The organism is Nonomuraea sp. SYSU D8015 (assembly GCF_008065375.1).
GTDB lineage: Bacteria > Actinomycetota > Actinomycetes > Streptosporangiales > Streptosporangiaceae > Nonomuraea.
In genome coordinates this window covers 719,079-745,268 of the sequence record NZ_VJYI01000001.1, presented here as the reverse complement: position 1 = coordinate 745,268, position 26,190 = coordinate 719,079, and the positions used below count along the sequence as shown (strand labels likewise).

35 protein-coding genes and 1 pseudogene are annotated in these 26,190 nt (G+C 62.2%); 24 read left to right on the top strand and 12 right to left on the bottom strand.

Annotated features, from left to right (window positions below; all coding sequences use genetic code 11):
• Positions 1-35 precede the first annotated feature (35 nt).
• The gene (locus ID574_RS05590; protein WP_188187643.1) at positions 36-1,196 is read left to right on the top strand and encodes a tyrosine-type recombinase/integrase; all 1,161 of its coding nucleotides are present in this window, start codon (positions 36-38) and stop codon (positions 1,194-1,196) included.
• 55 nt (positions 1,197-1,251) lie between these two features.
• Here ID574_RS05590 and ID574_RS05585 read toward each other — a convergent pair whose 3' ends face one another.
• From ID574_RS05585 to ID574_RS05550, 8 genes are all read right to left on the bottom strand, one after another.
• A complete protein-coding gene (locus ID574_RS05585; protein ID WP_188187642.1) occupies positions 1,252-1,497 on the bottom strand; it encodes a hypothetical protein in 246 nt (81 codons plus the stop codon).
• 69 nt (positions 1,498-1,566) lie between these two features.
• A complete protein-coding gene (locus ID574_RS05580; RefSeq protein ID WP_188187641.1) occupies positions 1,567-1,821 on the bottom strand; it encodes a hypothetical protein in 255 nt (84 codons plus the stop codon).
• A gap of 105 nt (positions 1,822-1,926) precedes the next feature.
• Positions 1,927-2,262: a hypothetical protein gene (locus ID574_RS05575; RefSeq protein ID WP_188187640.1), complete on the bottom strand. Its 336-nt coding sequence runs from the start codon at positions 2,260-2,262 to the stop codon at positions 1,927-1,929.
• 33 nt (positions 2,263-2,295) lie between these two features.
• Positions 2,296-2,829 carry a KTSC domain-containing protein gene (locus tag ID574_RS05570; RefSeq protein ID WP_223166381.1) on the bottom strand — a complete coding sequence of 178 codons (534 nt, stop codon included), beginning with the start codon at positions 2,827-2,829 and terminating at the stop codon, positions 2,296-2,298.
• 63 nt (positions 2,830-2,892) lie between these two features.
• Complete coding sequence (locus tag ID574_RS05565; protein ID WP_188187639.1) at positions 2,893-3,120, bottom strand: hypothetical protein; 228 nt, start codon at positions 3,118-3,120, stop codon at positions 2,893-2,895.
• A gap of 38 nt (positions 3,121-3,158) precedes the next feature.
• Positions 3,159-3,302: a hypothetical protein gene (locus ID574_RS05560; protein WP_188187638.1), complete on the bottom strand. Its 144-nt coding sequence runs from the start codon at positions 3,300-3,302 to the stop codon at positions 3,159-3,161.
• A 109-nt stretch (positions 3,303-3,411) separates the two neighbouring features.
• Positions 3,412-3,726, bottom strand: coding sequence for a hypothetical protein (locus ID574_RS05555; RefSeq protein ID WP_188187637.1), 315 nt, complete (start codon positions 3,724-3,726; stop codon positions 3,412-3,414).
• 68 nt (positions 3,727-3,794) lie between these two features.
• On the bottom strand, positions 3,795-4,190 hold the full coding sequence (locus ID574_RS05550) for a hypothetical protein (protein WP_188187636.1): 396 nt from the start codon (positions 4,188-4,190) through the stop codon (positions 3,795-3,797).
• A 211-nt stretch (positions 4,191-4,401) separates the two neighbouring features.
• Here ID574_RS05550 and ID574_RS05545 point away from each other — a divergent pair, with 211 nt between their 5' ends.
• The 9 genes and pseudogenes from ID574_RS05545 to ID574_RS05505 all read left to right on the top strand — a co-directional run bounded on the left by ID574_RS05545 (position 4,402) and on the right by ID574_RS05505 (position 11,449).
• Entirely contained in the window at positions 4,402-4,626 is a 225-nt protein-coding gene (locus tag ID574_RS05545; RefSeq protein ID WP_188187635.1) for a hypothetical protein, read from the top strand.
• Complete coding sequence (locus ID574_RS05540) at positions 4,623-4,901, top strand: hypothetical protein (protein ID WP_188187634.1); 279 nt, start codon at positions 4,623-4,625, stop codon at positions 4,899-4,901. The genes ID574_RS05545 and ID574_RS05540 overlap by 4 nt, the downstream gene beginning before the upstream one ends.
• Before the next feature lie 69 nt (positions 4,902-4,970).
• Positions 4,971-6,539 carry a phage terminase large subunit family protein gene (locus ID574_RS05535; protein WP_223166380.1) on the top strand — a complete coding sequence of 523 codons (1,569 nt, stop codon included), beginning with the start codon at positions 4,971-4,973 and terminating at the stop codon, positions 6,537-6,539.
• Positions 6,540-6,603: 64 nt separating this feature from the next.
• Positions 6,604-7,014, top strand: a complete 411-nt coding sequence (locus ID574_RS05530) for a hypothetical protein (protein ID WP_188187633.1) — start codon at positions 6,604-6,606, stop codon at positions 7,012-7,014.
• A 2-nt stretch (positions 7,015-7,016) separates the two neighbouring features.
• Positions 7,017-7,226 (top strand): Acb2/Tad1 domain-containing protein, encoded by a 210-nt coding sequence (locus ID574_RS05525; RefSeq protein ID WP_188187632.1) that lies wholly within the window; start codon positions 7,017-7,019, stop codon positions 7,224-7,226.
• A 107-nt stretch (positions 7,227-7,333) separates the two neighbouring features.
• The gene (locus ID574_RS05520) at positions 7,334-7,798 is read left to right on the top strand and encodes a hypothetical protein (protein ID WP_188187631.1); all 465 of its coding nucleotides are present in this window, start codon (positions 7,334-7,336) and stop codon (positions 7,796-7,798) included.
• A 290-nt stretch (positions 7,799-8,088) separates the two neighbouring features.
• Positions 8,089-9,573 (top strand): annotated as a pseudogene (locus ID574_RS05515) (phage portal protein); the annotation flags it as partial.
• Between the two features lie 13 nt (positions 9,574-9,586).
• Positions 9,587-10,342: a hypothetical protein gene (locus tag ID574_RS05510; RefSeq protein ID WP_188187630.1), complete on the top strand. Its 756-nt coding sequence runs from the start codon at positions 9,587-9,589 to the stop codon at positions 10,340-10,342.
• An 87-nt stretch (positions 10,343-10,429) separates the two neighbouring features.
• Positions 10,430-11,449 (top strand): N4-gp56 family major capsid protein, encoded by a 1,020-nt coding sequence (locus ID574_RS05505; protein ID WP_223166379.1) that lies wholly within the window; start codon positions 10,430-10,432, stop codon positions 11,447-11,449.
• 122 nt (positions 11,450-11,571) lie between these two features.
• On the opposite strand, the gene ID574_RS05500 is transcribed toward ID574_RS05505, so the two are convergent.
• The 4 genes from ID574_RS05500 to ID574_RS05485 are packed head-to-tail and all read right to left on the bottom strand — an operon-like array spanning position 11,572 to position 13,419.
• Positions 11,572-11,781 (bottom strand): hypothetical protein, encoded by a 210-nt coding sequence (locus tag ID574_RS05500; RefSeq protein ID WP_188187628.1) that lies wholly within the window; start codon positions 11,779-11,781, stop codon positions 11,572-11,574.
• 17 nt (positions 11,782-11,798) lie between these two features.
• The gene (locus tag ID574_RS05495) at positions 11,799-12,236 is read right to left on the bottom strand and encodes a hypothetical protein (protein WP_188187627.1); all 438 of its coding nucleotides are present in this window, start codon (positions 12,234-12,236) and stop codon (positions 11,799-11,801) included.
• Entirely contained in the window at positions 12,233-12,805 is a 573-nt protein-coding gene (locus ID574_RS05490; RefSeq protein ID WP_188187626.1) for a hypothetical protein, read from the bottom strand. Before ID574_RS05490 ends, ID574_RS05495 begins: the two co-directional genes overlap by 4 nt.
• Entirely contained in the window at positions 12,802-13,419 is a 618-nt protein-coding gene (locus tag ID574_RS05485; protein ID WP_188187625.1) for a hypothetical protein, read from the bottom strand. Before ID574_RS05485 ends, ID574_RS05490 begins: the two co-directional genes overlap by 4 nt.
• Positions 13,420-13,469: 50 nt before the next feature.
• On the opposite strand from ID574_RS05485, the gene ID574_RS05480 reads away from it, so the two are divergent.
• The 14 genes from ID574_RS05480 to ID574_RS05415 all read left to right on the top strand — a co-directional run bounded on the left by ID574_RS05480 (position 13,470) and on the right by ID574_RS05415 (position 26,160).
• A complete protein-coding gene (locus ID574_RS05480; RefSeq protein WP_188187624.1) occupies positions 13,470-13,952 on the top strand; it encodes a hypothetical protein in 483 nt (160 codons plus the stop codon).
• On the top strand, positions 13,952-14,203 hold the full coding sequence (locus ID574_RS05475) for a hypothetical protein (RefSeq protein ID WP_188187623.1): 252 nt from the start codon (positions 13,952-13,954) through the stop codon (positions 14,201-14,203). Before ID574_RS05480 ends, ID574_RS05475 begins: the two co-directional genes overlap by 1 nt.
• Before the next feature lie 3 nt (positions 14,204-14,206).
• Positions 14,207-14,626 (top strand): phage tail fiber protein, encoded by a 420-nt coding sequence (locus tag ID574_RS05470; RefSeq protein ID WP_188187622.1) that lies wholly within the window; start codon positions 14,207-14,209, stop codon positions 14,624-14,626.
• A gap of 104 nt (positions 14,627-14,730) precedes the next feature.
• Positions 14,731-15,540: a hypothetical protein gene (locus ID574_RS05465; RefSeq protein ID WP_188187621.1), complete on the top strand. Its 810-nt coding sequence runs from the start codon at positions 14,731-14,733 to the stop codon at positions 15,538-15,540.
• The gene (locus tag ID574_RS05460; protein WP_188187620.1) at positions 15,540-16,082 is read left to right on the top strand and encodes a hypothetical protein; all 543 of its coding nucleotides are present in this window, start codon (positions 15,540-15,542) and stop codon (positions 16,080-16,082) included. The genes ID574_RS05465 and ID574_RS05460 overlap by 1 nt, the downstream gene beginning before the upstream one ends.
• Positions 16,083-16,393: 311 nt before the next feature.
• Complete coding sequence (locus ID574_RS05455) at positions 16,394-16,837, top strand: hypothetical protein (protein ID WP_188187619.1); 444 nt, start codon at positions 16,394-16,396, stop codon at positions 16,835-16,837.
• Positions 16,838-16,846: 9 nt separating this feature from the next.
• Positions 16,847-18,388, top strand: coding sequence for a phage tail sheath subtilisin-like domain-containing protein (locus ID574_RS05450; RefSeq protein WP_188187618.1), 1,542 nt, complete (start codon positions 16,847-16,849; stop codon positions 18,386-18,388).
• An 18-nt stretch (positions 18,389-18,406) separates the two neighbouring features.
• Complete coding sequence (locus tag ID574_RS05445) at positions 18,407-19,003, top strand: phage tail protein (protein ID WP_188187617.1); 597 nt, start codon at positions 18,407-18,409, stop codon at positions 19,001-19,003.
• A gap of 163 nt (positions 19,004-19,166) precedes the next feature.
• Positions 19,167-19,931, top strand: a complete 765-nt coding sequence (locus tag ID574_RS05440; protein WP_188187616.1) for a T4 family baseplate hub assembly chaperone — start codon at positions 19,167-19,169, stop codon at positions 19,929-19,931.
• Positions 19,932-20,074: 143 nt separating this feature from the next.
• On the top strand, positions 20,075-23,308 hold the full coding sequence (locus ID574_RS62345; protein ID WP_442939220.1) for an aggregation-promoting factor C-terminal-like domain-containing protein: 3,234 nt from the start codon (positions 20,075-20,077) through the stop codon (positions 23,306-23,308).
• Positions 23,309-24,019, top strand: a complete 711-nt coding sequence (locus ID574_RS05430; RefSeq protein WP_188187615.1) for a hypothetical protein — start codon at positions 23,309-23,311, stop codon at positions 24,017-24,019.
• Positions 24,019-24,291, top strand: coding sequence for a LysM peptidoglycan-binding domain-containing protein (locus ID574_RS05425; protein ID WP_188187614.1), 273 nt, complete (start codon positions 24,019-24,021; stop codon positions 24,289-24,291). Before ID574_RS05430 ends, ID574_RS05425 begins: the two co-directional genes overlap by 1 nt.
• A complete protein-coding gene (locus tag ID574_RS05420; protein ID WP_188187613.1) occupies positions 24,278-25,435 on the top strand; it encodes a phage late control D family protein in 1,158 nt (385 codons plus the stop codon). Before ID574_RS05425 ends, ID574_RS05420 begins: the two co-directional genes overlap by 14 nt.
• A complete protein-coding gene (locus ID574_RS05415; RefSeq protein WP_188187612.1) occupies positions 25,432-26,160 on the top strand; it encodes a phage baseplate assembly protein V in 729 nt (242 codons plus the stop codon). The genes ID574_RS05420 and ID574_RS05415 overlap by 4 nt, the downstream gene beginning before the upstream one ends.
• The last annotated feature ends 30 nt before the right edge of the window (positions 26,161-26,190 follow it).

Here is a 26,190-nt window from a genome sequence, read left to right as displayed (position 1 = left end):
CCATGAGAGGAGCGGCTTGTGGAGAGGGTGGGTCCATGATGGCCCGCGTAAATTGGGGCGAAGGAACGATTCGGAAGATCCTGCCCAAGCGCGGGGTTACCGACTGCCCCCATGGTAAGTCACGATGCAACTGCGTCTACCGCCTCCAGATCCAGGATGAGAACGGGAACCAGTTCGAGCGCCGGTACAAGACGTACAAAGAGGCGTCGGACATGCGGACCAAGATCAATGACCTGAAGAAGTCACAGGGCCGGATCCCTGGCTATCTCAAGGGCGAGAGCCCGCCCTTCGACGAGTTCGCCTGGGAGTGGCTGGAGAACCGTAGGGATCTCGCTGAGGGGTCGAAGGTCACCTACCGGTCGAAGATCGCCAACCAGCTCATCCCCGAGTTCCAGAAGAAGCCGGTCGGGAAGATCAACAAGGCGGATGTAGAGAAGCTCGCTACCCGGCTCTACGCCGAGGATGTGAACAAGGGGAACGTGGACATGATCGTGTCCGCGATTCTGGGCGGGATCTTAGACGCGGCGATCAAGGAGGACTTCCGGTTCGACAACCCGGCGCGGGAAGTCGAGCTGGAGCCGGTTCCCGATGCCGTGGCCTATCTTCCTGAGACGTTGGAAGTCTGGGAGCTGGCCGACAAGATCATTGAGAAGTACCGGCTGGCGGTGTTCCTGGGAAGTCTGGCGGGACTTCGCGCCGGGGAGATCTGCGCGGCGGGAACTGAGTGCGTGCGGAGGGAAGGCGTCTTCCGGGTCTCCAGGCAGTGGACTACCGCTTCCAAGTACGCGCCGCCGAAGGGCAAGCGGGAAGGCGAGTTCCGGGAGATTCCGATCTGCGACACCCTGAGAGAGGAGATCGAGCGGCACTGTGAGACCTTCGGGATCCTCAAAGGCCCGTTCTTCCCATCGCCTCGCAGGCCGGGACTTCCCGTGGGTCGTTCGAGCTTCCAGGACGCCTTCCAGATGGCCTCGATCCGGGTGGGGAATGAGAAGCTGATCCCGCACGGGCTACGGCACTGGTTCGGGACGCACATGACGATCCAACTCCAGGACATCGCCGCTGTGGCGATCTTCATGGGGCATGACGACATCAACACGACCTTCAAGCGCTACTACCACCTGATCGCGGATCAGAAGCGGAAGGGTGGCGTACTCATCGGGTCGGCGTTGGAGGCCGGGCGGCCTGTGGCTGCGTAGGAGATGCCTGAAGGCCCCAGTCCGTGATGGGCTGGGGCCTTCGTGGTGCCTGGTCTCAGGCTGCCTCTTGGAGGACGGCTTGGATGCACTTGTCTGGGTCGTCGGCGTTGCGGAAGGCCCACTGGAGGACGTCGCTGCGTAGGGCGCGGAGGTTGTTGCCGCCGATGTCGAAGAGGTTCAGGCCGTGGGCGCGGGCGCTGCGGTAGACCCACTGCTCGCCCTTGCCGATGAAGGCCGCGATGGTGGGGACGTCCCACATGACGTCTCTCGGTGTCTTGGTGGTGGTCTTGCGTGTCGCCATGGGTTAATCGTGGCCGTTGGTGGCTCTTGGCCTCTTCTAACCCAGTAACTGGTTGACTTGTGGCGTAGGTCACACGTGGTGGACGGCGAGGGCGTCGGCGATGCCGTCGAGCGTGGAGAGGTTCGTCAGGAACTCCACCAGGTACGCGGTGTCAGCCTCGCGCTTGTAGGCATCGAGGCACTTCCAGGTCAGTCCCAGGTACTCCTCCGCGTAGTGCGTGATCTCGGCTGGGGTGAGCTGGGCCATGCGCTGGGCGGCCTTCTCCCGGATCTCGTCGCGGTGCTCGGGTGTCGGCGTCTTGGGCTTGCGCTTGAAGAGGCTCATGTCAGTTCCATCTCATTCAGCAGGTGCCACTCAATGTCGGGGTCGCCGTCGGCGAATTCGGCGAGGAGTGTGCGCATCGTGTCTTCGATGATGCGCAAGTACGGCTCATGCTCCGGCTGGCTCATCGTCTTCCCAGTCGGTGTCGTTCTCGCCGAGTTTCGGGAGTTCTTCCTTGTCGATGCAGTTGAGCGCCGCGAGGAGGGCGTTATCCTCGTCTAGGCGTTCTCCGGTCCACTTGCCGACGACCAGCCCGATTTTCGTGCCCCACAGATGGAGGATGGCGCTGCGGCCGACGAGGTAGGGCGGCTCCTGGGTAAGGGTGGTGCGCCGCTCGAAGACGGGACCGAGCCGGTTCAGCCGGATCCAATGGGCGAAGTACTTGCGGTATTGCATGCCGAACTCAGATTCCTGTTTCGGGCCGAAGTCGAAGGTCTGGGGCATGTCGGAAGCCTATTGAGACTGCTGCCCGATTTGTTAACGCGTGCGCCTGCGATAGGTGCTGGGGTTGGCCGTGCGATACCCCTTCGTGCGGAACCGATCGTAGATGCGGTCATCGATCAGCGGCTCGGTTTCCCGCTCGTAGCTGTAATGGTTCAGCACGCGGTTGATGAATCTGCCGGGCGACTTGACGCGCTTGAAGTTCTTCCACACGTTCGGAGGAACTTGGTAGTAGACGTAGCGCGAGCCGTCGCGGAACTGGACGCGCAGCTCTTTCCGCCTGCGGCTGTATCCGGCCGCCTGGGTTCTCGGGCGCGGCGGGAAGGAGCTGGGGGTGGGCCGGTACGGCAGGAGGTCGTCTTCATCCTGGTCTTCGGCCCATTCAATGTGGTCCCATTGGTCCTGGCCGAATCGGGTCCGAACCCTGGGGTCGATGCGGGGAAGCTCGTTGCCGTCCTCGTCGCGGGGCGGCGGGGAGAGGAATTCCCTTGACCACTCGTCGGCCTTGCTTTTCGCGTAGCGCGCTAGGTCGTCCCACGAAGGGATGGGCTCTCGGCGCTCTTCGGCCACGGGTACTCCTCTCGGTGCTCCATAGCCCCCAGGAGCGCGCCTGGGGGCGTGTGGGGTGTCTGGCTACTCGCCAGCCTCGTCGGCCGCCTCAGCGGGCTCCACGGCCTCGAAGACGATGCCGCGCTTCCACTGGTCGGGGTCGATACCGGCGGCGCGCTGGGCCTCGGGGTCGGGGAGCTGGTCGGCGGTGAAGGTGTTGCCGACGCGGTGATCCACGTCATCGGGCTTCGGGAAAGGGGACTGGACGGTCCAGCCGATCGAAGCTTCGTCGCCGTCAATGGTCTTAGCCACTTATTCGCCTTTCAAAGGGAAGGTACGTACCTGTCCCATTATGGCGTTTCCGGCGCGATTTCTTGTTGTACGGTCCAGCCCCACGGCTTGATCTCGCCGAATTCGTCCCGCTCCTGCGTGTGGTAGCAGTTTTCGGGGCCGTAGTGGTACCCGTCCTTGATGACGCACATCTCTCGATACATCAGAACTTCCAAGCCCTCAGCAGCCGCGCATTGTTGCCGAGAATCTCATCGAGGGTCGCCAGGTGCGCTTGCATAGTGCGCTTGTGGGTCTCGATGATATCGACGTCCGTTACTGGTCCCTGGTCCGCAGGAGCGCCGTCACCTCGTGAAACGCTTCGGTATTCCGCGTGATCAGTTCGGTGTTCTGTTCGCATACCTCTACCAGTTTCGCCGTGAGGGGAATGACGGTCTCGACCAGCTCGCGGAGCCGGGCGTTTTCCTCCTGCTCGCGCCGGAAGGTCTTGCCCGGCACGATGACCTCGTACACGAAAACGGCGAAGATGAACCCGGCGATAGGGCCGAGCACAATGGGATTCGCGAGCGAGAGACCTGGGTCTTCCGCTGCGAGGACCGCGAGAGCTGCGATGAACACAAAAACCGCCATTCCGGTACAGGGAACTCTTTCCCAGATTAGGTGGAATGGCGGTTTTGTTTGTAAAGATCGGGTTGGGGCTAAGAGCCCTCCGCCTCCTCGAACTTGACCGCGTAGACGCCGCGCCAGAACTGCTCCTCTTCGAGCATCGTCATCGGACGAGCTGGCGGGGCATCTTTGTCCTTGTCGAGCAGCTCGGCCAGCTCTAGGTAAGTCTTCTCGTCGGCCGTCGTGGGCGACCCCGCGTGAAGCGACCAGATGAGGTCGGTCCTGTTGTCCTTGCCTATGGCTTGCCGTGTGACGCGCTTCCTACCTCTGGCCCACTTGACGTACCTGTTGAGGTAGGCGAACTGGGCTGCGGGATTGGGGAGCCATCGGTCCAGCATCTTGTCCGCGTTGAAGCCTGTCGGCAGGTTCCTGGCCAGCAGCGCCGCCATCCGGCCCCAAATTTCGGCGGCGGGCATGGTCTCGGGCATCGCACCTCTCCTTCGTCGGCATGACAGGAAGCGCCACACGCAGCGCAGGGCGTGCGGCGTCAGTGCGTTTCAATGCTCAGCCCGGAGGCTGCCACAGGCCGCCCTCAAGCGACCTAGGACGACGGTACCGCAGCGCTCCGACAGATTTCGATTGTTGTAGCGTTGGGCCAGTTACACACACATTGGAGGAGCGGTGTCGGACGAGCCGGTTGTGGAGCGCTCAGTCATAGCGCAGATCTCCTTCGGCTCACGGGCCATCCACGTCTGCGACACCCAGATCCTTGCGACCGGCGAGCGTGTGGCTGAGATCATCGACTACGTCACCAACCCGGCTCCCGGCCGCGAGCCCTACGGCGCGGGCGCGATCGTCCCCCTGGAAGCGATCGACGACGTGATCACCGCCCTCCAGCTCATCAAGAAGCGCCATCTGCGGTGAGCGAGATCCTGTACTGCAAGGGCTGCGGCTCCTTCGTCGCCTACGCCGACAAGCGAGTGGCGGTCTCCTGTAGCGCGGCCTGCAAGTACCTGCGCGGCACGATCAGCCGCCAGGAGGCGCGCAATCGGATCATTGGTTATCTGTATGACGTGCGCCAGCTCCCCACAACGAAGCTCGGGGAGATGTTCGGCATGGAGCGCTCGGAGGTGACCCGCGTGCTGCGCCAGCTTGGGATCCCGAGACGACCACCGGGCCAGATACCGTACGGCTCATAAGAAGCCCGGATTCATATCCGGGCTTTTTCTATTTGTACGCTCGAAAAGGGGGTTTCGAGGGTATGAATAGTGGAACTGGTAGACGACGAATATCTTGATGAAGAGCTGACGGACGAGACCGAGACCGAGCGGCAGGCTCGTCTTGATACGGAAGTCGAGCTGGACGAGCTGACGGCCGAGTTTGTGGCCATGCTCGTGGACAAGCTGATGGTCGTGGTCGATACTCTGAGTGGCCATCCGCTGTATCACTATCAGCGTCCCTTCGCTCGGCGGCTGATCGAGTCTGTGATTATCGGGGATGGCGCGACGATCACTGCCCTATTTTCCAGGCAGTCCGGAAAATCTGAAACTGTCGCCAATGTTGTCGCCGCTCTGATGATTATGCTGCCGGTCCTCGCGCGCATCTACCCAGATCTTCTCGGGCACTTCAAGGAGGGGCTCTGGGTGGGTGCTTTCGCGCCGGTCGATGACCAGGCGGACACCCTTTTCTCGCGTATTGTGAGTCGTCTCACAAGCGAGCGCGCGGTGGAAATCATGGCCGAGCCCGAAATCAATGACGCGCTCAAGGGAAAGGGCCGGACAGTAACGCTTCGCTCGGGTTCCCTGGTGCGTCGGCAGACCTGTCACCCGCGAGCCATCATTGAAGGCCGGACTTACCACCTGATCCTGATTGACGAGTGCCAAGGCGCGGATGACCGGATGGTCAACAAGTCAATCGCCCCCATGGGCGCGAGCACCAACGCGACCATGGTCTTCACCGGCACTCCGAGCTATGAGAAGGGCGTGTTCTACAAGGCGATCCAGCTCAACAAGAGACTGGCTAGCCGTCGAGGCGCAAGGTGCAATCACTTCGAGGCCGACTGGAAAGCGGCGGCGAAGGCGAACCCTCGCTACGGGAAATACGTCAAGAAGGAGATCTTGCGGGTCGGCGAGGACTCCGACGAGTTCAAGCTGTCCTTCAGGCTGATGTGGCTTCTCGAAAAGGGAATGTTCACGACCCGCGAAGTCCTGGACTCTCTGGGCGACAAGAGCATGGAGGCCGTCAAGTACTGGCATCAGACGCCCGTGGTCGTCGGAATCGACCCCGCCAGAAAGCAGGACTCGACCATTGTGACGGTGGTCTGGGTGGACTGGGATCGCCCCGACGAATTCGGGATGTATGAGCATCGGATCTTGAACTGGCTCGATCTGGAAGGCATGGACTGGGAGAGCCAGTACTACCGCATCACCGAATTTCTCTCGAACTACAACATCTTCGCCATCGGCATCGACGTCGGCGGCGTAGGTGACGCGGTGGCCTCGCGCCTGAAGGTCCTGATGCCTCGCGCGAATATCGTGGAGCTGGGGTCCATGGCCGGTGACCAGAGCAAGCGGTGGAAGCATCTCAACCAGCTCCTTGAACGCCGGATGATCGGCTGGCCTGCGCATGCGAAGACTCGGCGGCTGCGGACTTACCGGCGCTTCGTGCAGCAGATGGAGGATCTCCAGGTCGAATTCAAGGGTCCGAACATGATGGCGGAAGCTCCGAATGAAACTGGCGCTTTCGACGACTACGCCGATAGTTTGGCGCTCGCCTGTGTTTTGACGCAGGAGACGCAGATGCCCGTGATGGAAGTGGCGAACAACCCCTTCTATTAACAAATGAAACTTCTCTGATCCTAGCCTGGAAATGTAGCGCTACGGCTTTCAAGGAGTTTCATCAATGGCAGAGAACGTTTCGCCGCTCTCTCCGGCCCCGCACATCCCCGAGCGGATCACGCCGGTTTATGAGCGCAAGATGGCCGCCAACCAGGCGCGGCGTGGTCCTCTTCGTTTCGAGGAGGGGATCGCCAGCGACACCGATGTCCCGTCGGATTTCCAGCTCGGCGTCAACAACGGGTACGTGACGGCTCCCGGCCGCCCGAACCGTGTCACCCCGACCTGGGTCCAGCCGCCGGAGAAGACGCTCCAGCAGCGGGCGCACGTCGGCAGCGCCGCGTGGGTGGAGGCTCCGACCTACCTGGGCGAGTTCGCGCATGGCGGCCTGGGCAACCACGGCGAGCGCGAGTTCGAGCAGGTCACTCGCTCGGGTGGCCACTACATGCGGACCAACCCGGCTCAGGTCAACGACTGATCATGACGCCCGGCGATCTCGACAACCGCTTCAACTACCACAAGCCGGATGAGAAGGCGGTGGTGGCCCACGAGACCATCCGCCGCCTCTGCCGGAATCTGGCCGGGTCGCTGAACGAGCTTCTCCCGGAAAGCCGGGAGAAGGCTCTGGCGATCACTCATCTCGAAGAGACGATGATGTGGGGCAACGCGGCCATCGCCCGCTCCGCCTGATCACCCCCTACTCAAGAAGAGAGGTCCCTTTGCCTGATACTCCAGTCGGAGTCGGCTACAGGTATCCGGTGCAGAGCGCGCCGTCCTGGGCCACCAACGCCGCCGTCATGGACCCCGAGTTCCTTAGCACCTGGGCCATTCGCATGCAGGTGCCCGCTGGTCAGGACGTTCGTGGGGCGGCAATCGCCTTGGTACGCAAGACCAATGTCAAGGGCCGCGTTCGAGCTGCCGTCTACGGCACGCCGGAGAATGAGGCGGGGGATGCACAGCTCCTTCCACTCGGGGTCTCCTACGGGGTCACGCTCAACACGGAGGGAGCTGGCTGGACCTACATGGACTTCCCCCGTACTCTCCCCGCACGCTCCAGTGAGTGGACGGCCTGGCTGATGGTGGAGTTCACGGACCCCATGGCAGTGCAGATCCCTGCCGTACAGCCTTACGTCTGGGACGAACGGTACGGGTCGGGCGATGTGTATTCGTCCGTCCTTGGCACTAAGGTGGCGCTTCCGCCCTACCTCGATTTCGCGGGAATGAAGCTCGACCATCGCGTTCCGCTGGTCGCGCTCGGTTAGGCATTACAACTCTTCACATCAACTCAAATAGCCTGAATTGTGTGAGCAATTCGGGCTATTTGCGTGAGGAGGTGATGCCAGGTTGAGCGGCTTCAATTTTTACAGTCCGAGCCAGCAGGCTAGCGGGCTGACCGTGTCAATCTCCCCGCTTGGTCTTGTCGAACTGTCGGACCAGGAATGGGAGGTGAGCGGTCCGCGTCTCAACCGCTACTTATGCGCGGAACTGGGCCTTCTATCTCGGCTGGCATTGGGCTAGCCGTCGAGAATATGGTGAGCCGCAGCTTACCTTCAATTACGTTCGGGCGCTTACCCGATTCGTAAACGACTTCACGTTCTCCCGTGGCGTCCACTTCACGTCTGCCAAGCAGTACGAACACATCATTCCCGCGCTTTTGAACCGCGTGTGGGAGGTGGACAACGACAAGCCGACCGTGCTGGCCGAGATGGGCGAGAACGGCTCGGTAAGCGGTGACTGCTTCGTGAAGATCGCGTACGAGAAGCCGTACGTCGATCGTGCCCGGAATTGGCACGCGGGTCGTGTGCGTGTGCTTCCGCTCAACGCGGCGCATTGCTTCCCAGAATGGCATCCGCACGACCGCGAGAGGCTCGTGCGCTTCCGCCTTCGCTACAAATTCTGGGCCACCACGAATGATGGGACCAGGAAGGTCTTCACCTACCAGGAGATCATCACCGAGGACCTTATAGAAGAGTGGGTGGATGACCAGCTCATCAACCGGCGGAAGAACCCTCTGGGTGTCATCCCGATCGTCCACATCCCCAATGTTTCCGTCTCGGGATCGCCGTGGGGGCTGTCGGACATCGAGGACATCATCCCCCTGAACCAGCAGTACAACGAGCTTGCCGTAGCCATCTGTGACATCATCAATTACCACTCGGCACCTGTCACGGTGATCACTGGCGCTCGCGTGAACAACCTGGAGAAGGGCGCGCGGAAGATCTGGGGTGGCTTGCCGCCGGACGCCAAGGTCTTCAACCTCGAAAACGGCGTAGATCTGCAATGGCCTCTCCAATGGATGGAGACGCTAAAGCGCGCCATGCATGAGATGATGGGCGTCCCAGAGAGTTCCTTGGGTCAGGCCCAGCCGATCTCCAATACCTCCGGCGTTGCCCTCGCTCTGCAAATGTTCCCGATGATGCAGAGATACAACGCAAAAAAGCGGCAGTACACGCAGGGTCTTCGGCGTATCAACGAGCTGATCTTGAGGACATTGTTTCTCTTCGAGCCTGAAACTCTGAAGTACGACCCGGACACCGACGGCATCATCCAGGACGGTCAGCCGTTGGTCATTGACCCTCGCGACCCGCTCGTTTACCAGACGGCTTGTGAGTGGCCTCCGCCGCTGCCGGTGGACAACCTCATCAAGCTCAACGAAATCCAGCTCCGTATGGGCCTTGGCTTGGAGTCCAAGCGCGGCGCTCTCAAGGATATGGGCGAGGAATTCGCCGACGAGAAGTTGCAAGAGCTGTTTGAAGAGCAGGTGCGCGACGCTAAGGAACAGGGAGCCCTGGACCTTATTACTGCGCAAATCGCTTCTGCTATTCTCCAAATGACGGGGATGTCACCTACGGGTGACGGTGCCCCGGCCCCGCTCACTGGGACCACGAATTCGGATACTGCGGGCAACACGCCTCCCACGGCTATCGGGCAACCGGCAGTCATGGCAGGTGCCGAAGAAGCATTGATGACCGAACTCGTGACACAGGCATACGGCGCTAAGACGCCTGAACGCCAGAATCCGGAAAACAAATTCTAAGGATTCGAGCTAAGTGCCCGACCAGATTTTCAGTGAGCAGCCCGGAGACGTCGTGGACGCTCCGGTTTCCCCGGCCCCGACTTCTGATAGCCGCTACACCGCCGAGGACATTCAGCGGGCGAGGCAGCAGGAGAAGGACAAGCTCTACGGTCGCCTGACGGAGGCCGAGGAGCGAACGCGCACGATGCAGTCCCAGCTTGAGGAGCTGCTGGCCGCGCGTAAGGCCGAGGACGACGCCAAGGCCGAAGCCGAGAGGCAGCGTGCCGAGGCCGAGCGCCAGAAGGCTGAGGAGGAGATGTCCGTACGGGATCTCGTCCTTCAGCAGAAGGCCGAGTTCGAGGCCAAGCTTGCCGCGATCGAGGCTGAGCGCGAGCGGGAGCGGGTCCTTTTCCAGAAGGAGAAGGAGATGGCTCAGCTCCAGGCTTATATCCAGACCCGAGTGAACGAGGAGAGGGAGCGCATCGCGCCCCAGCTCCTCGACCTGATCACCGGCAACAGCCCCGAAGAGGTCGAGGCGTCCATCGCCACGATGATCGCCAAGACCGACGCCATCACTTCGGAGCTGGCAGCGGCGCAGACTGCGCTGGCTGCCGAGCAGCAGGGCGTGTCTCCCTACGGATACACCCCGATGGATGGCCCCATGGACAACTCTCTGAACACGAAGACGTACTCCAACGCCGAGCTAAACGACATGCCGATCTCCGAGTGGGCCAAGATCCGTGGCCAGGTCATCGGAGCGTCGGCTTCCAACCGTGGAATCTTCGGATAGGAAGTACGTCTCTTCATGCCTAGTGCAATCACCGGTACCCCCAACCTGTCGGCCACGCCGACGGCGTACACGGGTGGTGCTAACTCTATGCTGTCGCCGGTCATCCAGACCATCTGGAGCAAGGAGATCTTGTTCCAGGCCATGCCGGTGCTAAAATTCGAACAATTTGCCGTAAAGAAGACTGAACTTGGCGTCCAGCCCGGACTTTCGATCAACTTTACGCGCTACAACAACCTGGGCAAGGCGAGCCAGCTCGTTGAAGGTGTGCGGATGCAGACCGCCGCGCTCACCGCCACCCAGTTCTCGATTACTGTCAGTGAGCACGGCTACGCGATCGGCGTCACCGAGCTTCTGCTGAACGCCTCGTTCGACGACGTCATGGCCACCGCCAGCCGCCTGCTCGGGCGCAACATGGCGACCTACCTGGATGAGAGCGCGAGGAACACGCTCCTCCAGGCCACCTCGCACCTGTACGGCTACGACAAGATCATGTCCACCTCGCCGCAGACGAGGATGTCGCCGTTCGATCTGGGCACGCTGCCGACCGCGACCCAGGTTCCGGGCGAGGCTGCGGGCACGCTCTCCATGCGGATGGGCCTGACCGGCAACTACCACCTGACCGTCTCCGCGATCAAGGACGCAGTCGAGACCCTGAGTACGAAAAACACACCCAGGTTGGGCGATTCGTACGTGTGTTTCGTACATCCGCACCAGTCCCGCCGACTCCGGGACGACCCGAACTGGATCAACATGACCCAGTACGCGTCCCCAGGGAACTTCCAGATCGGCGAGATCGGCAGGATCGATGACGTCGTGTTCATCGAGAGCACGCAGGTCTCGAAGCTGACGACCGCCACTCGGGCGGAGATCGGCGGCAAGTACGAGGACGTCTCTCTCGGCAAGGCGATCGACGTTCCCGCAGGCCAGTCAGTGTACCAGGCGGTCGTTCTGGGTGACAACGCTTTCGGGCACGCCATCTCGCTGCCGGTCGAACTGAGGGACGGCGGCATCCAGGACTTCGGCCGAGAGCACCTCCTGGCCTGGTACGCTATCTGGGGTCTGGGTCTCATTACGGACCAGTCCGTGGTCTTGATCGAGACGAACTGATCTTCCAGTTCAACCCCTGTATCAGAGACTACCAGAGCGATTCTGGGACGTCTAACTGGGGCATGAAGAAGCCCCCAACTCCGCGCGTGGGAGCTGGGGGCTTGCCCCTGTTTGAGAGACGGCTACTCACCTGAGTTGAAAGCCGCCTCGTCCAGCGCCTTGTCCTCCAGCTCGACTGTGCCATCTGGCCGGAGCAGCCTGGCGAGGGAAGCGCCTCGCTCCACCATGAGGAAGTCGGCATAGGCGAGGGCTTGTCTACGAGACTCTCCGGCATCTTCACGCCAGAAGACGCCGTGGTCGGTGTACTCCAGAATCCACTGCTCTTCGTCCATCACTCACTCATCCTCTGCTACGAGCCCCAGCAGTCGCACGAACGCGACGTTGGCCAGCGCCACAGCAGCTCGTGCCGCTTCTCCGGCGTGGAGTAGTCCACGGGCGTCACGCCGTGCCAGATGACATCGGCCTTGGTCTGCTCCAGCCCGGCGAACATCCAGGGGATGGCGTACGTCGTGTAGTCGATGATGTCTCGGCGCGTCCGGCCGGGCCGGATTCCTGCCCAGCTCTCCCAGCTCGCTGCGCTGACCTCCAGCGTCCACTCGTACGTCTGCGGCTTGGAGCCGCCCCAGCGCCGGATGATGGCGTCGGTGTCGCAGAATCCGGGGAGGTAGTCGATCCCGGCACTGATGTAGTGGCCAATGGCGATATCCAGATCTTCCTTGCCGTCGGCGTGCCAGTCCATCCAGCGGTCGCGGTCAACCCGGATCTCACACCTGAACCGCAGCTTCACTCGGCCTGATCCTCCGAAACCAGCAGCTCCAGATCGGCCCGCAGAAGCTCTACCACCTCGCCGTCCTTGTTACCGGCGGCGGCGACGACATTCTTGTCCATGGTGCTGTGCCGACCCCCCTGGGTGACGAAGGCGCGAGCCTCCAGGAACGCCTTCACTCGCTCGCGCGCCAGCATGCGCGGCGTAACAGGCTCGATGAACAGATCACGTCCGCCGACCTTGGACTCATAGCGGAAGTAGGCCACGGGGGTGAGGGTGCCGTCGGGCTCGACGCGGAACACCGGATCATTCTTCACGCCACGGTTGAAGATGTAGACGGCGGGAGTCTCCAGATCGATCACTCCGGCCCCGGTGAGAAGCTTCAGGTCTGTGCTGAGCCTGCTGTGGCTGACGAGCTTGGTAGCGTCCATCAGGCTTTCGGACTGTCCACGCTCGACAAGCATGGCCTGCCCTTCGCTCTTGCGCGCAGCGATGACTACCAGGTGCGCGCTGTTGTGCACATGCGTCTGGCCTACGGCCTTGGACCACTCGACAGGCAGAAACGTGTGGCTGTTGACGAAGAGCTTCACTGGATCTCCGATGCTTGAGGGTGGGGCTTGCCCCACAGGAGTTCATAGATACGAGTCAACTTGTAGGCGTCGGCAGTGCCCACGTCGTCCAGCTCGTGATTCTCGGGGATGATCAGGCGGAGCTGCTCAACCAGCTCTTCGGCCCGATTCTTCTGGCCGCGCTTGGTGTTGCGGTCCCTGGCAGCCTGCGACTTGTTGGTGATCGTTGTGTGGCTCTCCTCCAGACAGAGGGGGTTACCGCACATGAGCCTGACGAGTTCGTCGTCTGCGAGCGGGCCGCGCTGGGCGACGACCCAGCGGCGAACGTTCACATGCCCGCTGTTCTTCTCACCTTCGACGTACAGCGAGGAGTCCCAGTAGCGGGGATTGCCCTTGCTGTCCACCGGGCCGGTCCATTCGAGACACGGTTTCTGGAGGAAGGCACCGGCAGGAGCCTTCAGTCGTTTCGTGTTGGCGGTGAGGACTTCCGCGCTCATTGGCGGCTTGTCGGGGTCTCGCTTCAGACCCGCCTCCCGCCGCCTCGCTCGCCGGTAACAGGCTTGGCAGTCGTCGCCTCGGAAGTCGGTCTTGGTTTCGTGACAGGTCGGGCATTCTTTCCCGTCCGGGAACTTCATGCGGACAAAGGTACACGCTTCTGGGCTATGACGTCAAACTCTTCATCAGATTGCATACCAAGCAAAACAGCTATCTTCGAGAATCGGACATTAACACTTTTTCGGGGACGTTCTCCAAACTTGATGTGACTAGTCGTCGTCAACGTTTTGGAGAAACTGTGGCTGGACGTCCGCGCAAGAATCCGCAAGACGTCACTGGGCGTATCGCTGAAGAACTGGCGGAGAAGCACGCTGAGGAGCTGGCGGCTCGCGCCGGTCAGCTCTCGACCATCACCGGCACTGTTCCGCTGAATGCGGATGAGGAGACCGAGGTCGATTACACCAAGCCTGCCGAGCCCGTCGCGGCCGACGCGGGCGAGATTCAGATCGGCTCCGCTACCGGCGAGGCATCTCGCAAGATTCGGGTGAACAGCGATATCGAGCAGATGACCGTGGGTCCGGGCACGTCCTATGACTTCAAGCGCGGTGTCGTCTACCGCGTCCCCAGTCATGTCGCTCTGATTCTGGAGCAGAAGGGCCTGGTCTGGCATTAATGAGCGACCCCACGATCATTCCTGAGGTAGGCGAGACCTGGCGGCTCATTGACGACTGGGGCGTTGGCCCCGGCGCGCTGCCTGCCGGTACTGAGGTGGAGATCCTCGGCATCTACCCGTCCGGTACTCCCGGCATCGGTTACTCGGAATATGACTCCGTTCTCTTCCAGTACACGTGCATCGATGGGTGCATTCGCTTCCTCGCCCTCCCTGTTCCCGAGTTCGTCGTCATGTTCCAGAAGGTGTCGTAAGCAATGCCAGGTAACCCCACCGCGCACGGGGCGCGGACGAAGCTTAATTACTACGTCGGGAAGAACCTGGAGTACACCGGTACCTTCTCCACGTATCTCGCGCTGCTGACCGCCAATGTGGCCGATAACGTCGAGATGACCTCGCTCCCGGAGCTGACCACGCCGGGCTATTCGCGGCAGGTTGTCACGTGGACGGATGCGACGCTGGCCCGGCCGAGCGTCATTTCCAACAGCGGCATCATCACCTTCGGCCCGGTCACCCAGGATGTGACGGTGCCGATTACCCACGCGGTGCTGGTGACGGTTCCGGTGGGCACCAGCGGCAAGGTGCTCTACAAGTGGCAGTTGGACAGCCCGCAGCAGCCCGTCAATGGGCAGGCGCTTCAGATCGCCGTCGCAAAGCTGTCCATCAGCGAGTCCTAGGCTTCCTCAGAATCGCTACCCTGAGGATGGTTGGCGAGGCCCCCGAATCTCTCGGGGGCCTTCGTCATTAACAAAAGAAATCGGGCAGAGCCGAGAATAGAAGCGTGCCCACTACTGCTGACTTCATCGCTCGGGTACGGACTGAAATCGGCGACCTGGGCGCAAGCTTCCTCAAGTCTTTCGACGGCGGCCATGACTCCTATGAGGTCGGTGTCCGCAACATCGACCCGGCGACGGTCCAGGTTCGCATCGTCACCAATGGCGTGCCAGCGCCGATCGATCCCGCGCTCTTCCTGCTGGACACGCGCACGGGGCTGCTGACGCTGGTGGATCCGGTGCCGGTCGGCTCGCGCCTCGCAGTGTCCGGTACCGCGTACTCGATGTTCGCCGATTCGGAGATCACGCGCTTCGTAGACACGGCAGCCCGGCAGCACTGCCACGGCCAGTTCCTCCAGACGCGCTTCCGCGAGGAGGGCACAGGCTTCATCAAGATCCGGCGCGAGAAGAAGACTCTGGCCAACCTGCCTGCTATCGAGATCGACTGCGTTGCGATCCTGGCGACGATCGAGGCGTTGTGGACCATGCTCACGGACGCCAGCTCCGACATGGACATCTCCACGGCCGAGGGCACGCATCTGCCGCGCGGCCAGCGCTGGGCGCAGATCATGCGGACGATCGACGTGCTGACCGACCGCTACAAGCAGTTGTGCAAGCAGCTCAACGTCGGCCTCTACAAGATCGAGCAGGGCACGCTACGCCGTGTCTCCTACCTCACCGGCCGCTACGTCCCCGTCTTCGCCGCGAGAGAGTACGACGAGCACGGCCTGCCCATCCGCCAGCTCCCTGACCGTGACATCCCTGACGAGGACGAGTCCGGCATCCCGTCCCCGGTCTGGGGAGGCTTTGGCTACTGATGAGCCGTCTCGACAGGAAGCGCGGTCGCTTCGATCACGTCTACGAAGGCGGCCTGGCCGACGACGCCATGGTGGATCACCAGGACGTGTGGGGCGACTGGGCGGAGTACTACCGCTACAGCCGCACAGAGTCGGCTTACCACCCCGTCTATGACGAGCCGTCGTCCGGCGGTCGGGTCTTCACTGGCCCGATCCGGATTCCCGTGATCCGCCTCATTCGTGAGGAAGGCAACCCGGACAGGATGCAGGGAGGTCTCTACTGGACGGACAGTTTGCACGTGACGGTGCCGGTCGCTGGCCTGGAGCTGGCGGGGCTGGCGGCGATGGACGTCAAGCACGGTCAGTACGTCAGGGACAGGTTGGTGTACGACGACCGCGTCTACCGCGTTACCCGGATTTCCGTGCTCGGTCAGATACGCAGGCACGATCTCGTCGCCGGTATCGACGCGATACAGCTCAAGCCCGAGGACTTGAGGGGCGATGCCCAGTTCTCGAAGTGGTACACGACGGAAGCTCAGCCGGAATTGCCGGAGAATCCGTGACGGAGCCCGTTTTATAAACGTTTGCGCTTCCGCCCTTACTCTAATTGTGTAGTCGTTTCTTGTAAGGGCGGTTCATTGTGATTGTTTTCGGCGCGATTGGCTGGGGCGCGTAACCAGCTATGCCGTGGGTTCTGCGTGAGGATCGCGCGATAAAGGCGCGGCTCTCTGGGATCAGTTTGCCTGGTCTCGGAGAGCCTGTTCCTGTGCGGTTTTCGCAGCCCGAGCCCGAAGCGGCTGATATGACTTTCCCGATTCTGATACTAACTCGGACAGGTGTCTATCAGGCAACGGATCGCGAGCACCGAGGCCGTGTGCGAATCCCGTACACGCCCGAGGGAAAGGATCCGGTTCCTGCTGGGGCGCGCTGGGGTTACTACGCGGGGTTTCCGATCCCTTTCGACATCGACTATCAGATCAGCGTCTACACCAGGATGCAGGAGCATCAGACGCTTCTGACGGTTGAGCTGGGCAAAGAGGCGAGGATCCCGCATCGGGCGGGCACGCTGCTCATCCCGGAAATCGGGGTGGAAGTGTCCATGGATGTGCAGGCAGGGCCGACGTTCTCGTCCCGTCTGGACTCCGACAACAAGCGGATATTCGAGACTTACTACTTGGTCCGCGTCTTCTCTGAGATGACGCCTTGGGAAATCGAACGGCTCACTTATCCCGATCACGTCGCCGGGACACTTCGGCCCCTGCGCGACGACAAAGAGACAGAGCATTTCGACTTTCTTTACGAAGGCGACGAGGATTAGAGGAGTTCAGTGGCCGAGTACCTAACCCCAGGCGTATACATCGAAGAGGATCTGTCGCCGCGCGGGGCTGCTGGTTACGGTGATGCGCGTGCCGTCGCGGCATTTGTCGGCATCACCGAGAAGGGTCCGGCGCTGCCGACGAAGATCAAGTCGTGGGCGCAGTTCGTCACTCTTTTCGGTGGCTTCGCCGCGCAGGGCAGTTACCTTCCCTACGCCGTCTACATGTTCTACAAGAATGGCGGCGGCCAGTGCTACATCGTCAGGTCGGCGCGCTCGGACGCGACGTACGCCACGGTGACGCTCAAGGACTCGCGTCCGGCTGGTTCTGGCGGTCCCCAGGATGCCATCAAGGTCACCGCGATGTCGCCTGGCGTGGGTGGTAACACCCTGTCGGTTCACGTGGTGCCGACCGGTGCTCCGGCTGGGCGTTTCACGCTGATCATCCGCAATAGCGGGCGCGAGGTGGAGCGTTTCGAGGACCTGTCGTCCAACCCCAACGACTCGCGCTACGCCATCACGATCGTCAATTCCTCGTGGGCGGGCTCGCTCGTTGTGCGGCTGGCGAACCTGAAGGTTTCCGAGACGTACGTCTACCACCCGACCAATGACGTCATTCCGGCGACGGACGCGTTTCTCGGCACGGGTAGTGACGGTGTTGCCCCCTACGACATGGTTGCGGCGGCCAAGACGCTGGGCGACCTGGACGACAACATCGACCTCAACATTCCGGGCGTCATCAGCGACAGCATCATCAACCCGGTTCTGGAATGGGCCGAGTCCACGGGCAAGGTGTTTGTCGTCATCGACGGGCCGCGCGGTGCCGAGGGTGCGACGTCTTCTCAGATCGCCGCCGGTTACACGGGCCTGGTGACGGGTTCCGACCCGTACCGCGCAACCTCGTACGGGGCGGTTTATGGGCCGTGGCTGATGTGCAGCGACCCGGCGACGAATATGTACGGCGCGGTCAAGCTCCTGCCTCCGGGCGGCGTTATTCTCGGGCGTTTCGCGCGCAATGACAGCGTGCGGCATGTGGCCAAGGCTCCGGCCGGTACGGAAACCAAGCTGGAAGGCGTTCTCGCCGCCGAGTGCAAGTTCACTCCGGCCGAGCTGGACGACCTCGCGGATCACCACATCAACGTCATTCGACTGGTGCCCGGAAACGGGATCTGCATCATGGGCTCGCGCACGTTGAAGCGTGAACTCCCCGACCGGTATGTGCCTGTCCGGCGCACGCTCATCATGCTGCGGAAGCAGCTCGTCGATATCTCGAAGTTCGCCGTGTTCGAGCCGAACGGACCTGACTTGTGGCAGGTCATCAAGATGACGATCGACCGCTATCTGCTGCATCTGCTCCGCCAGGGCGTTCTTGCGGGACGCAATGAAAGCGAAGCGTTCAACGTCGTCTGTTCGGATGCGAACAACACTCCGCAGACCATCAACGCGGGTCGCGTGAATGTCGATGTGCGGGTGGCCCTCAGGTATCCCGCCGAATTCATCGTCATCAAGGTCGGCCAGTGGGACGGACAGTCCAGCGTCGAGGAAAACTTCTAAGAGAGAGGTCTGCGAGCAATGCCTACTGGGCACCTTCTGACGTCTGACCCGCTGCGGAACTTCAAGTTCAAGGTGGCATTCAGCCGGGGCGGCGCTAATGGCACCTCCGGTGTGGAGACGCCCGTCAACGCGGGATTCATGTCCATCTCCGGACTTTCCGTCAACACCGATGTCATCCCTTACCGTGAGGGCGGGTATTCGACCAGTCCGCACAAGCTTCCGGGCCAGACGGATTTCCAGCCCGTCACCTTTAGCAAGGGCCTGGTCGTGGGCGAGGATGGCGGATTCATGATGCGCTGGATGCGTACCGTCATGGCCGTTTCCTCGGGTGGCGACTCGGGTCTTGGATCGGCTCCGGCCACGCAGGGCTACGATTTCCGGGTGGACGTGGAGATCATGGTCCTGTCTCACCCGGTCATGGAGGGCGACGGCGATGTCCGGGCGCGTTTCAAGCTCTATAACGCGTGGCCGACGACCGTTTCGTTCTCGGACCTGGATGCCGGTTCCAATCAGATCATCGTCAATCAGATGACGCTGGTCCACGAGGGATTCGGGTTCAGTCTGGCCCCGAACTCGCCGACCGGTAACGCGGCCGAGTTCTCAAGCTCGGGCTGACGTTAATATCTGAGGCGGTAATTCTCCTAACGTTATGTAAGACGAACCCGTCGCATATCGAAGGAGAATTACCGCCTTGGACCAGAACTCGGGTATTCACTACCGCAATCCCGTCACAGATCCGACGGCAGCAGCCGAGATACGGCGTGCGCTGGAAGACCCCATGCCGCAGCCTGAGCCGCCCACTGATGATGTCGTGGAGCTGGCCTGCGGCCTGACCCTGGACGGCCAAGTAGTTCGGACCGCTCGTGTGCGGGAGCTGACCGGCGCGGATGAGGAGGCCATCTCCCGAGCCGCCCTGTCCAGCGCGCCGGAGGCGTTCGTCAGTACCTTGCTGGAGCGAGGCACGGCCTTCATCGGCGACCGGCCCGCGACGCAGGACCTCCTCAACCAGCTCGTCGTGGGTGATCGCGACATACTGCTGCTCGGGATCCGCAAGGCGACCTACGGCGACAAGCTGACCTATGAGCTGACGTGCCAGGGCTGCAAGCAGAAGCTCGGCGTCACCGTGGGCCTGGAAGAGATCCCCATCACTAAGAGCCCGGAGCCCGGAGTCACGGAGTTCGTGGTGTCCCTGAGGCGCGGCGTCACTGCGCAGGTGCGCATGATCCGGGGCAAGGACCAAAACGAGGTGGTCGCGGCCACCCGTGACAAGGACCTGACGGTGGCCGAGGCCGACACGCTGCTCCTGGCGCGCACGGTCATCTCCCTGACTGGCCCGACGGGTAACGTGCGCCCGGTCGCTGGTCACCCAACCGCCGAGTCCGCCATGCGCGAGATGGGCCTGGCCGACCGCGCCGCCATCCTGGACGAGCTGCGTACCCGCCGTGTCGGCCCGGACGAGGAGGGCGTGCCCATCACCTGCGCGGGCTGCGGCCACGAGCAGAAGGTGCAGGTCACCCTGGCTGCCCTGTTTCGCTGGAATTGATTGGCAGCGCGTGGTGGACACCGACTCTGACCTTGTCCTCACCTACGGGTGGAGTGTCGGTGACGCACGCGCTCTGACCGTGCGCGAGCGCCGGTATTACGTGGCGCTCGCCAAGTGGCGTCTGGAGAGGCAGAGAAACGCCAATGGCTGAGACGTACCTGCTGGAGGGCAACGACCTCGCGAAGAACCTGCGGGACAACACCAAGACCCTGATCGAGGTCCAGCGGACCTTTGAGAAGGTCCTGTCTCTGTTGTCGCGCACCGGCAGCGGCTTCAGTCTCTCCGCAGGTACGAGCAGCTACAACACCGTTCCCCTAGCCCAACAGTCGTATCTGCCTTCCCGGCAAGGCTCCTATCTGCCCACCGCCAAGGCGGCACCTGGCCAGCAGCAGGCATCAGGCGGCTACATTCTCGGCAACGTCATGCCGCAGGGCTTCACGCCGCCGACCTACAGCACCGGCTACGTCAATGGCAACGCACAGACCGCAGGGGGCGGCGGAGGCTCTGGCCAGAGCAACGGCGGTGGTGGCGGAGGCGGTGGTGGCACTCCCCCGCCGAGCGGCGGCTACAACAACGGCGGTCACTCCAGCGGCGGCTCTGGTGGTGGCGGTGGGCTGGCCGCGACCGGCGGAGGCGGGTACAACAACGGCGGCGTCCCGCCGGGCGGCTCCGGAAGCATGGTTCCCGGAAATCCGTTCTCCTCCATCCCCCCGACGCAGCGGCCTACCGCGCAGGAAGTCAAGCTCCCGTCGAAGCTCAGCGGCCTGCTCAGCTTCGGATGGGACTTCGCCGCCGCCTACGGCGACTCCAAGGCCACCAAGATGCAGGAGATGCACGCCTACGCTCGCAGGGCGGCGCGGCAGATGCCTGCAACGTCCTACGGCGGTGATTCGGTCAGCCAGGCCGACGCCATCCGCCAGCAGATTTTCGGGCAGGACGCGACCAGCTCCTATTCCTTCTGGGCCTATAACCACCAGGACGCCCAGAACGCCAACTGGCTGATGGGCAGCCTTGTCGGAACCCGCGATTTCAACAGCTCCCCGAGCGCTAAGCAGGAGTGGCAGGACTTCACCTCCCTGGCGGCGGCCAACCCGTACGCGTCGGCCACGAGCACGGCCAACCTCGAAGCCTTCATGAGAAGCCCGCAGTTCCAAATGAGGTCCTTGCGGATGGGTATCGGCGACACCTACGAGGGCGGCGGCAAGTACGGCGGCACCATCGACAACCTCTACGGCTACCTCGATGCCGTCTACGGACCGTGGGGCGGCGAGAAGGTCGGCATGAAGGGCTTCATGAAGTCCATGCGCCCTGGCCAGCTCGCCGCCGCGTCCTTCGACAATTACACGCAGGGCATGGACGAGGAGATGAAGGCCAACGTCCGCGCCCAGCTCGACGCCATCGTCACCGTCAGCGAACACGGCATGGGCCAGGAGGATTACAAGAAGGCGCTCGCTGACCTGACGCTCGACGATGCAGTTGCGGGCAACTCCGAGAAGATCTCGGCGGCGCAGGAGAAGCTCAAGAAGGCCGGGCTCGCCGACGACACGATCAACACCCTGAAGCGGCGCGAGGCCGTCACCAACGCCAAGGACGCGAACACGAACGAACCCTTCATGAAGGGCATGAAGGACGCGACCGAGCATCTGACGTTGTTCAACAAGGCGTTCAACAACCTCTTCAAGTCGGCCTTCGGTCAGTGGCTCGTCCGCATTTCCGGGTATGTCTCCACGGTCAACCCGACTGTCCAGTCCGGCCTGAACATCGGCGGCAGCCTCCTGGACAGCCTGCCGGGCGGCAGCAATGTCAAATCGCTGCTGGGCTCCATCCTCCCTCCGGCCGGTCCGGCAACAGAGGCAAGCTCGTCTTCGTCGCCGGATCCCACTCCAGGCAAGGGGCCGAAGGCCGAGGCCAAGAAGGAGTCGAAGAGTTCGCCGAACGTCGCGTCCGGTGTCATCCAAGCGGCGCTCAGCCAAGTCGGCCTCCCATACTCGTGGGGCGGCGGCAACATCAAGGGTCCGACCCGAGGCACGCAGCAGGGCCGGAACACCGTCGGTTTCGACTGCTCCAGCCTCGTGCAGTACGCCTATTGGCAGGGTGCGCGCATCAAGATCCCGCGTGACACGTGGTCGCAGATGAACGACCCCAAGGGCCGCAGAGTCTCTGCCAAGGAAGCCGGTCCCGGTGACCTGATCTACACCTCCGGCGGCGGCCACGTGCGGATGATGATTAGCCGGAACGCGTTCGTCCACGCACCCAGAACGGGCAAGAAGATCCAGGTCGTCAGGTCGAACCCCTTCGCTGGCGCGGTCATGATCAAGTCGTGGCTCAAGGGGCCGCGCTCCGGCGTATCGCTGAGTGACATCCCGAAGAAGGGCGACGTCCGCGAAGGGCAACCGCAGGGCGAAGAACCAGGGCCACGCCCTGGTCAGGTCGAAGGGTCGGGGCCAAGCAGCGGCAAGAAGGAACCCGTCGGCGACGGCTCAACCAGTGTTGGCGGTACCGGCTCGCCCAGCACGGCCGTGGCCAACCAGCTCGGGTCGGTGGAGGAAGTAGACGCGATCAAGGCGTTCTTCGCCGCCAACACCACGGGATCCTCCGACATCGAGCAGGCGCAGAACGAACTGGCGATCAAGGAGGCACGCGAGGATCCGGCCACAGCTACCGAGGCCAAGGACCCGCAGACCAAGCAGGGAAACAACGTCAAAGTCCCGTCCGTGCCCAAGGGCTCCGGCACGGCCGAGAGCAACAAGAAGATCGGCAAGCAGATGGCGGCCGAGATGGGCTGGACGGGCAAGCAGTGGAAGGCCCTGGAGGCTCTGTGGCAGCGGGAGTCCGGCTGGAACCACAAGGCGGACAACCCGACTAGCGACGCGTACGGCATTCCGCAGGCGCTCCCCGGCAGCAAGATGGCCAGCGCGGGCAAGGACTGGGCCACCAATCCGGCCACCCAGATTGAGTGGGGCCTGGGCTACATCAAGCAGCGTTACAAGACCCCGCTCGGGGCGTGGTCGTTCTGGAACTCCAAGAAGAAGATCAACGGCAAGGATGTCGGGCACTGGTACCGCGACGGCGCGTGGGAGATTCCCGAGGACGAGCACCAGGCGACGCTGCACAAGGGCGAGATGGTCATCCCGCGCAACCCTGCCGAGAAGATCCGAGACGCGCTGTTGAAGGAAGCGACCGCGCCGAACGCACTGGCCGAACGCGTGGCCGGTGGCGGCGGTGGCGGCGGGTTGACGTTCAATTTCGGGCCTGGGTCGATTCAGCTCCATGTCGGGGCTGGCGCTAACGCTGCCTCTGCACGGCAGACCGCTGCCGAATTCGCGGCGGAGCTGGAGCGCATCAACCGGGCCAAGCGTGTATCGAAGGGGCGTTAAGTGGTTCAGTTCAATCCGGATTTTGACGCTGCTCTCCAAGCGACCTACGGGCCGGACGGGCAGACGCAGACCGTGGTCCGGGGCTACATCGTCCAGGACAAGGCGATGCCGGGGCAGGGGAAACAGGGCCTCAAGTTCCTGTTCAACCCCTCCACGGTCCGCGTGACGTACCCGAGCTATGAGGGCAATATCGCGGTGTCGTCGGGTGTGGATCCGACCGCGCCCGGCCTTTTCCGTGGCGTCACCAACCAGATTCTCTCCTTCAGCTTGCTCTTCGACAGGTGGGCGGAAGCGGTCGGCGGTGGCGCGGGGGCCAATGGTGTCAACGTGGACATCAACCAGCTCAAGGTTATGACCGGCATGGAGACGGCGCAGAACTTCACCACGGACCGGGATAACGGCGGGAACACCGAAACGCTGAAGACGACCGGAACGGGCGTGCCCGTGTTCGTGCCGATGCGTTTCTATTTCGGGACGTCGGCTAACTCCCTGCGGTATTTCGGCTCGATCACGGAATTCTCGGTGGAGTACACGCACTGGACTCACCTCATGGTGCCGACGCGGTGTGCGGTCGAGATGACGGTGGCGTTGATCCCGGACACGGTCGAATTTTCGGGTTCGGCGGGTGGCGATAACGGCTACAACCCGGATCCGCTGCACGACTTCGGTAACAACTCAGCGTTGGAACGACTTCGGGAGGTGCCGAACTGATGGCCGACAGCAGATACGAGGGCATGCGGAGCGTCTACACCAAGAGACGCGGGCAGTTGGTGCGCGGCCGGGAGCTTCGGCCAAACAAGGCGTGGGCTTTCCGTTTCACTCAGTACATCGTGAAGGAAGGTGACCGGATCGATCTGATTGCCTACCGGAATTACGGGGATGTGGGCTTGTGGTACATGATCGCTGACGCCAACCCCGAGATTCTGGATTGGATGTCGATCTCTCCTGGGATGATGCTGAGGTTGCCGCATGTACTGGCGTAAGCCCTTTCTTAATTTCAAGGTCGGTGGACAGAAGGTGTCACCACCTGCGCTGGAAGTTCGGATCGAGCAGCGGATCGCCGAGCACACGCTGATGTATATATCCATCCACTATCCGATGGATGGCCAGTTCGTCATCAAGCCCAAGGTGTATAAGGAGAACAGCCTGGTTGAGGTGAAATGGGGCTGGGAGCCTGACGATCTGCACACCTTCTACGGCTACATCCACCACGCCGACTACATCTCCGAATCGCCGATCCGGAAGCAGAACGTCCAGGTGGATTATGTGCTCGTCGGCAACGGGCAGGCGCTTTCGGTCACCCGTACGAAGGATTGGCGCAACATGACCGATAGCGCGATTGCCAAAGAGATAGCTCGCAAGCACGGGCTCTCTTTCGTCGCCCACCGGACCAAGCGCGTGCACACCTACGTCTACCAGGACCGGAAGACTGATTACGCGTTCCTCCAGGAGCGGGCCGCCGCCTCGGGCCGCCGCTGCTGGGTCGATAACGGTGTGCTCTACTTCGTGGATCCGGCCGCCTGGGCTGCCGCGCGTAAAGCGACCGCGCCGGAGTTCGAGATCCACAAGTCCGGCAACAAGTGGTACCACATCGACCAGTTCAGGGCGTTCGTCGGCGACGACATGCCCGATCCCACCGGCCGGAAAATCGAGCACGCGGCCTACGGCGTGGACTTCAAATCCGAGCGCATGATCTTCAACACGCAAGGCGACAGCAAGGCCCGGCAGGAGGTCATCACAGATACGCGACTCGACAGTCAGGGCGAGCTGGACTTCACGCTGGACGGCGCACAGGTCACCACCCAGGACTATTTGACCGCTCAAGGGATGCTGAAGGGTTCGACGAGACTTCAGCCCGGCCAGCCGATCAAGCTCAAGGGCGACGCCATGGCCGAGCGGCTGAAAGGCGACTGGGTGATCACGGCGACGACACACACTCTGCGCGCTCCGATCAACGCGCCGTCGGCAGGTATGGCGAAGATCGACTTCACGACGTATGTAGAGCTGGCCAGGAATGCGCCGGACACCTACAACTACCGAGACCAGACCGCTCCCCTGCTCAACGACGCGTGCACGGAGGGCGGCGGCAAATGGCGTTCGTCGCAGATGCAGGAGGTGATCCTGTGAGCGAGGACAAGCGCCCGGTCCACGAGGGCTATTTCTGGGGAATCGTGGTCTCCACGAAGGACCCGAAGAACAAGCGACGCATTCAGGTGCGCGTACCCGATGTGCTCGGTAAGACCATCTCTGAGTGGGCCGAGCCAGGCTCTATGACGATCTCCAAGCTGAAAGTCGGGGAGAAGGTCTGGATCCGATTCCTGCACTCGGACCTGCGATACCCGCAGTACTTCATCCCGCACAACATTAAGGAATTCGCTTACCTGGTCAACGATGAGACCGAGCTGGAGCTGACGCATCCGGAGAACCCGATCAGGATTCGCGCTCCGAAGGGCACCGCTTATCTCTCCGGCTCCAGCTCATCGGTCCATCTGTCCGGCGGTGGAGTCCACCATCGGGGCAAGGACGCCAGCGGCTACGTCAACTCATATGCGACCACTCATGTGGACATGTCCAGCGCCGATTTCAAGGAGAACATCCGAGCCCTGGATTTCGACCCCGAGCAGATCGTCCGAGATGCTCCGTCGCGCATGTGGAACTACCGGGAGGAGTTCGACCGGGAGCAACAGACGCGCGTCGGCCCACTGGCGGAGACGCTTCCTGACTTCGTTCTCCAGGACGGGAAGTTCGTGTCCCCGACAGCGATGATCGGCGTGCTGTGGGCGGCGGTCGATCAGCTCTCGCGCAAGGTCGAAGAACTTCAGGCCGAAATCGAAATTCTAAAGGGCGGATAACACCCAAATACACTGGAAAACGTACGAATC

Coding starts and splice junctions, on each gene's coding strand:
- ID574_RS05590 (WP_188187643.1), top strand. CDS start 36: ATGATGGCCCGCGTAAATTGGGGCGAAGGAACGATTCGGAAGATCCTG.
- ID574_RS05585 (WP_188187642.1), bottom strand. CDS start 1,497: ATGGCGACACGCAAGACCACCACCAAGACACCGAGAGACGTCATGTGG.
- ID574_RS05580 (WP_188187641.1), bottom strand. CDS start 1,821: ATGAGCCTCTTCAAGCGCAAGCCCAAGACGCCGACACCCGAGCACCGC.
- ID574_RS05575 (WP_188187640.1), bottom strand. CDS start 2,262: ATGCCCCAGACCTTCGACTTCGGCCCGAAACAGGAATCTGAGTTCGGC.
- ID574_RS05560 (WP_188187638.1), bottom strand. CDS start 3,302: ATGTATCGAGAGATGTGCGTCATCAAGGACGGGTACCACTACGGCCCC.
- ID574_RS05555 (WP_188187637.1), bottom strand. CDS start 3,726: ATGGCGGTTTTTGTGTTCATCGCAGCTCTCGCGGTCCTCGCAGCGGAA.
- ID574_RS05550 (WP_188187636.1), bottom strand. CDS start 4,190: ATGCCCGAGACCATGCCCGCCGCCGAAATTTGGGGCCGGATGGCGGCG.
- ID574_RS05530 (WP_188187633.1), top strand. CDS start 6,604: ATGGCAGAGAACGTTTCGCCGCTCTCTCCGGCCCCGCACATCCCCGAG.
- ID574_RS05525 (WP_188187632.1), top strand. CDS start 7,017: ATGACGCCCGGCGATCTCGACAACCGCTTCAACTACCACAAGCCGGAT.
- ID574_RS05520 (WP_188187631.1), top strand. CDS start 7,334: ATGGACCCCGAGTTCCTTAGCACCTGGGCCATTCGCATGCAGGTGCCC.
- ID574_RS05505 (WP_223166379.1), top strand. CDS start 10,430: ATGCTGTCGCCGGTCATCCAGACCATCTGGAGCAAGGAGATCTTGTTC.
- ID574_RS05500 (WP_188187628.1), bottom strand. CDS start 11,781: ATGGACGAAGAGCAGTGGATTCTGGAGTACACCGACCACGGCGTCTTC.
- ID574_RS05485 (WP_188187625.1), bottom strand. CDS start 13,419: ATGAAGTTCCCGGACGGGAAAGAATGCCCGACCTGTCACGAAACCAAG.
- ID574_RS05475 (WP_188187623.1), top strand. CDS start 13,952: ATGAGCGACCCCACGATCATTCCTGAGGTAGGCGAGACCTGGCGGCTC.
- ID574_RS05470 (WP_188187622.1), top strand. CDS start 14,207: ATGCCAGGTAACCCCACCGCGCACGGGGCGCGGACGAAGCTTAATTAC.
- ID574_RS05460 (WP_188187620.1), top strand. CDS start 15,540: ATGAGCCGTCTCGACAGGAAGCGCGGTCGCTTCGATCACGTCTACGAA.
- ID574_RS05445 (WP_188187617.1), top strand. CDS start 18,407: ATGCCTACTGGGCACCTTCTGACGTCTGACCCGCTGCGGAACTTCAAG.
- ID574_RS05440 (WP_188187616.1), top strand. CDS start 19,167: ATGCCGCAGCCTGAGCCGCCCACTGATGATGTCGTGGAGCTGGCCTGC.
- ID574_RS62345 (WP_442939220.1), top strand. CDS start 20,075: ATGGCTGAGACGTACCTGCTGGAGGGCAACGACCTCGCGAAGAACCTG.
- ID574_RS05425 (WP_188187614.1), top strand. CDS start 24,019: ATGGCCGACAGCAGATACGAGGGCATGCGGAGCGTCTACACCAAGAGA.
- ID574_RS05420 (WP_188187613.1), top strand. CDS start 24,278: ATGTACTGGCGTAAGCCCTTTCTTAATTTCAAGGTCGGTGGACAGAAG.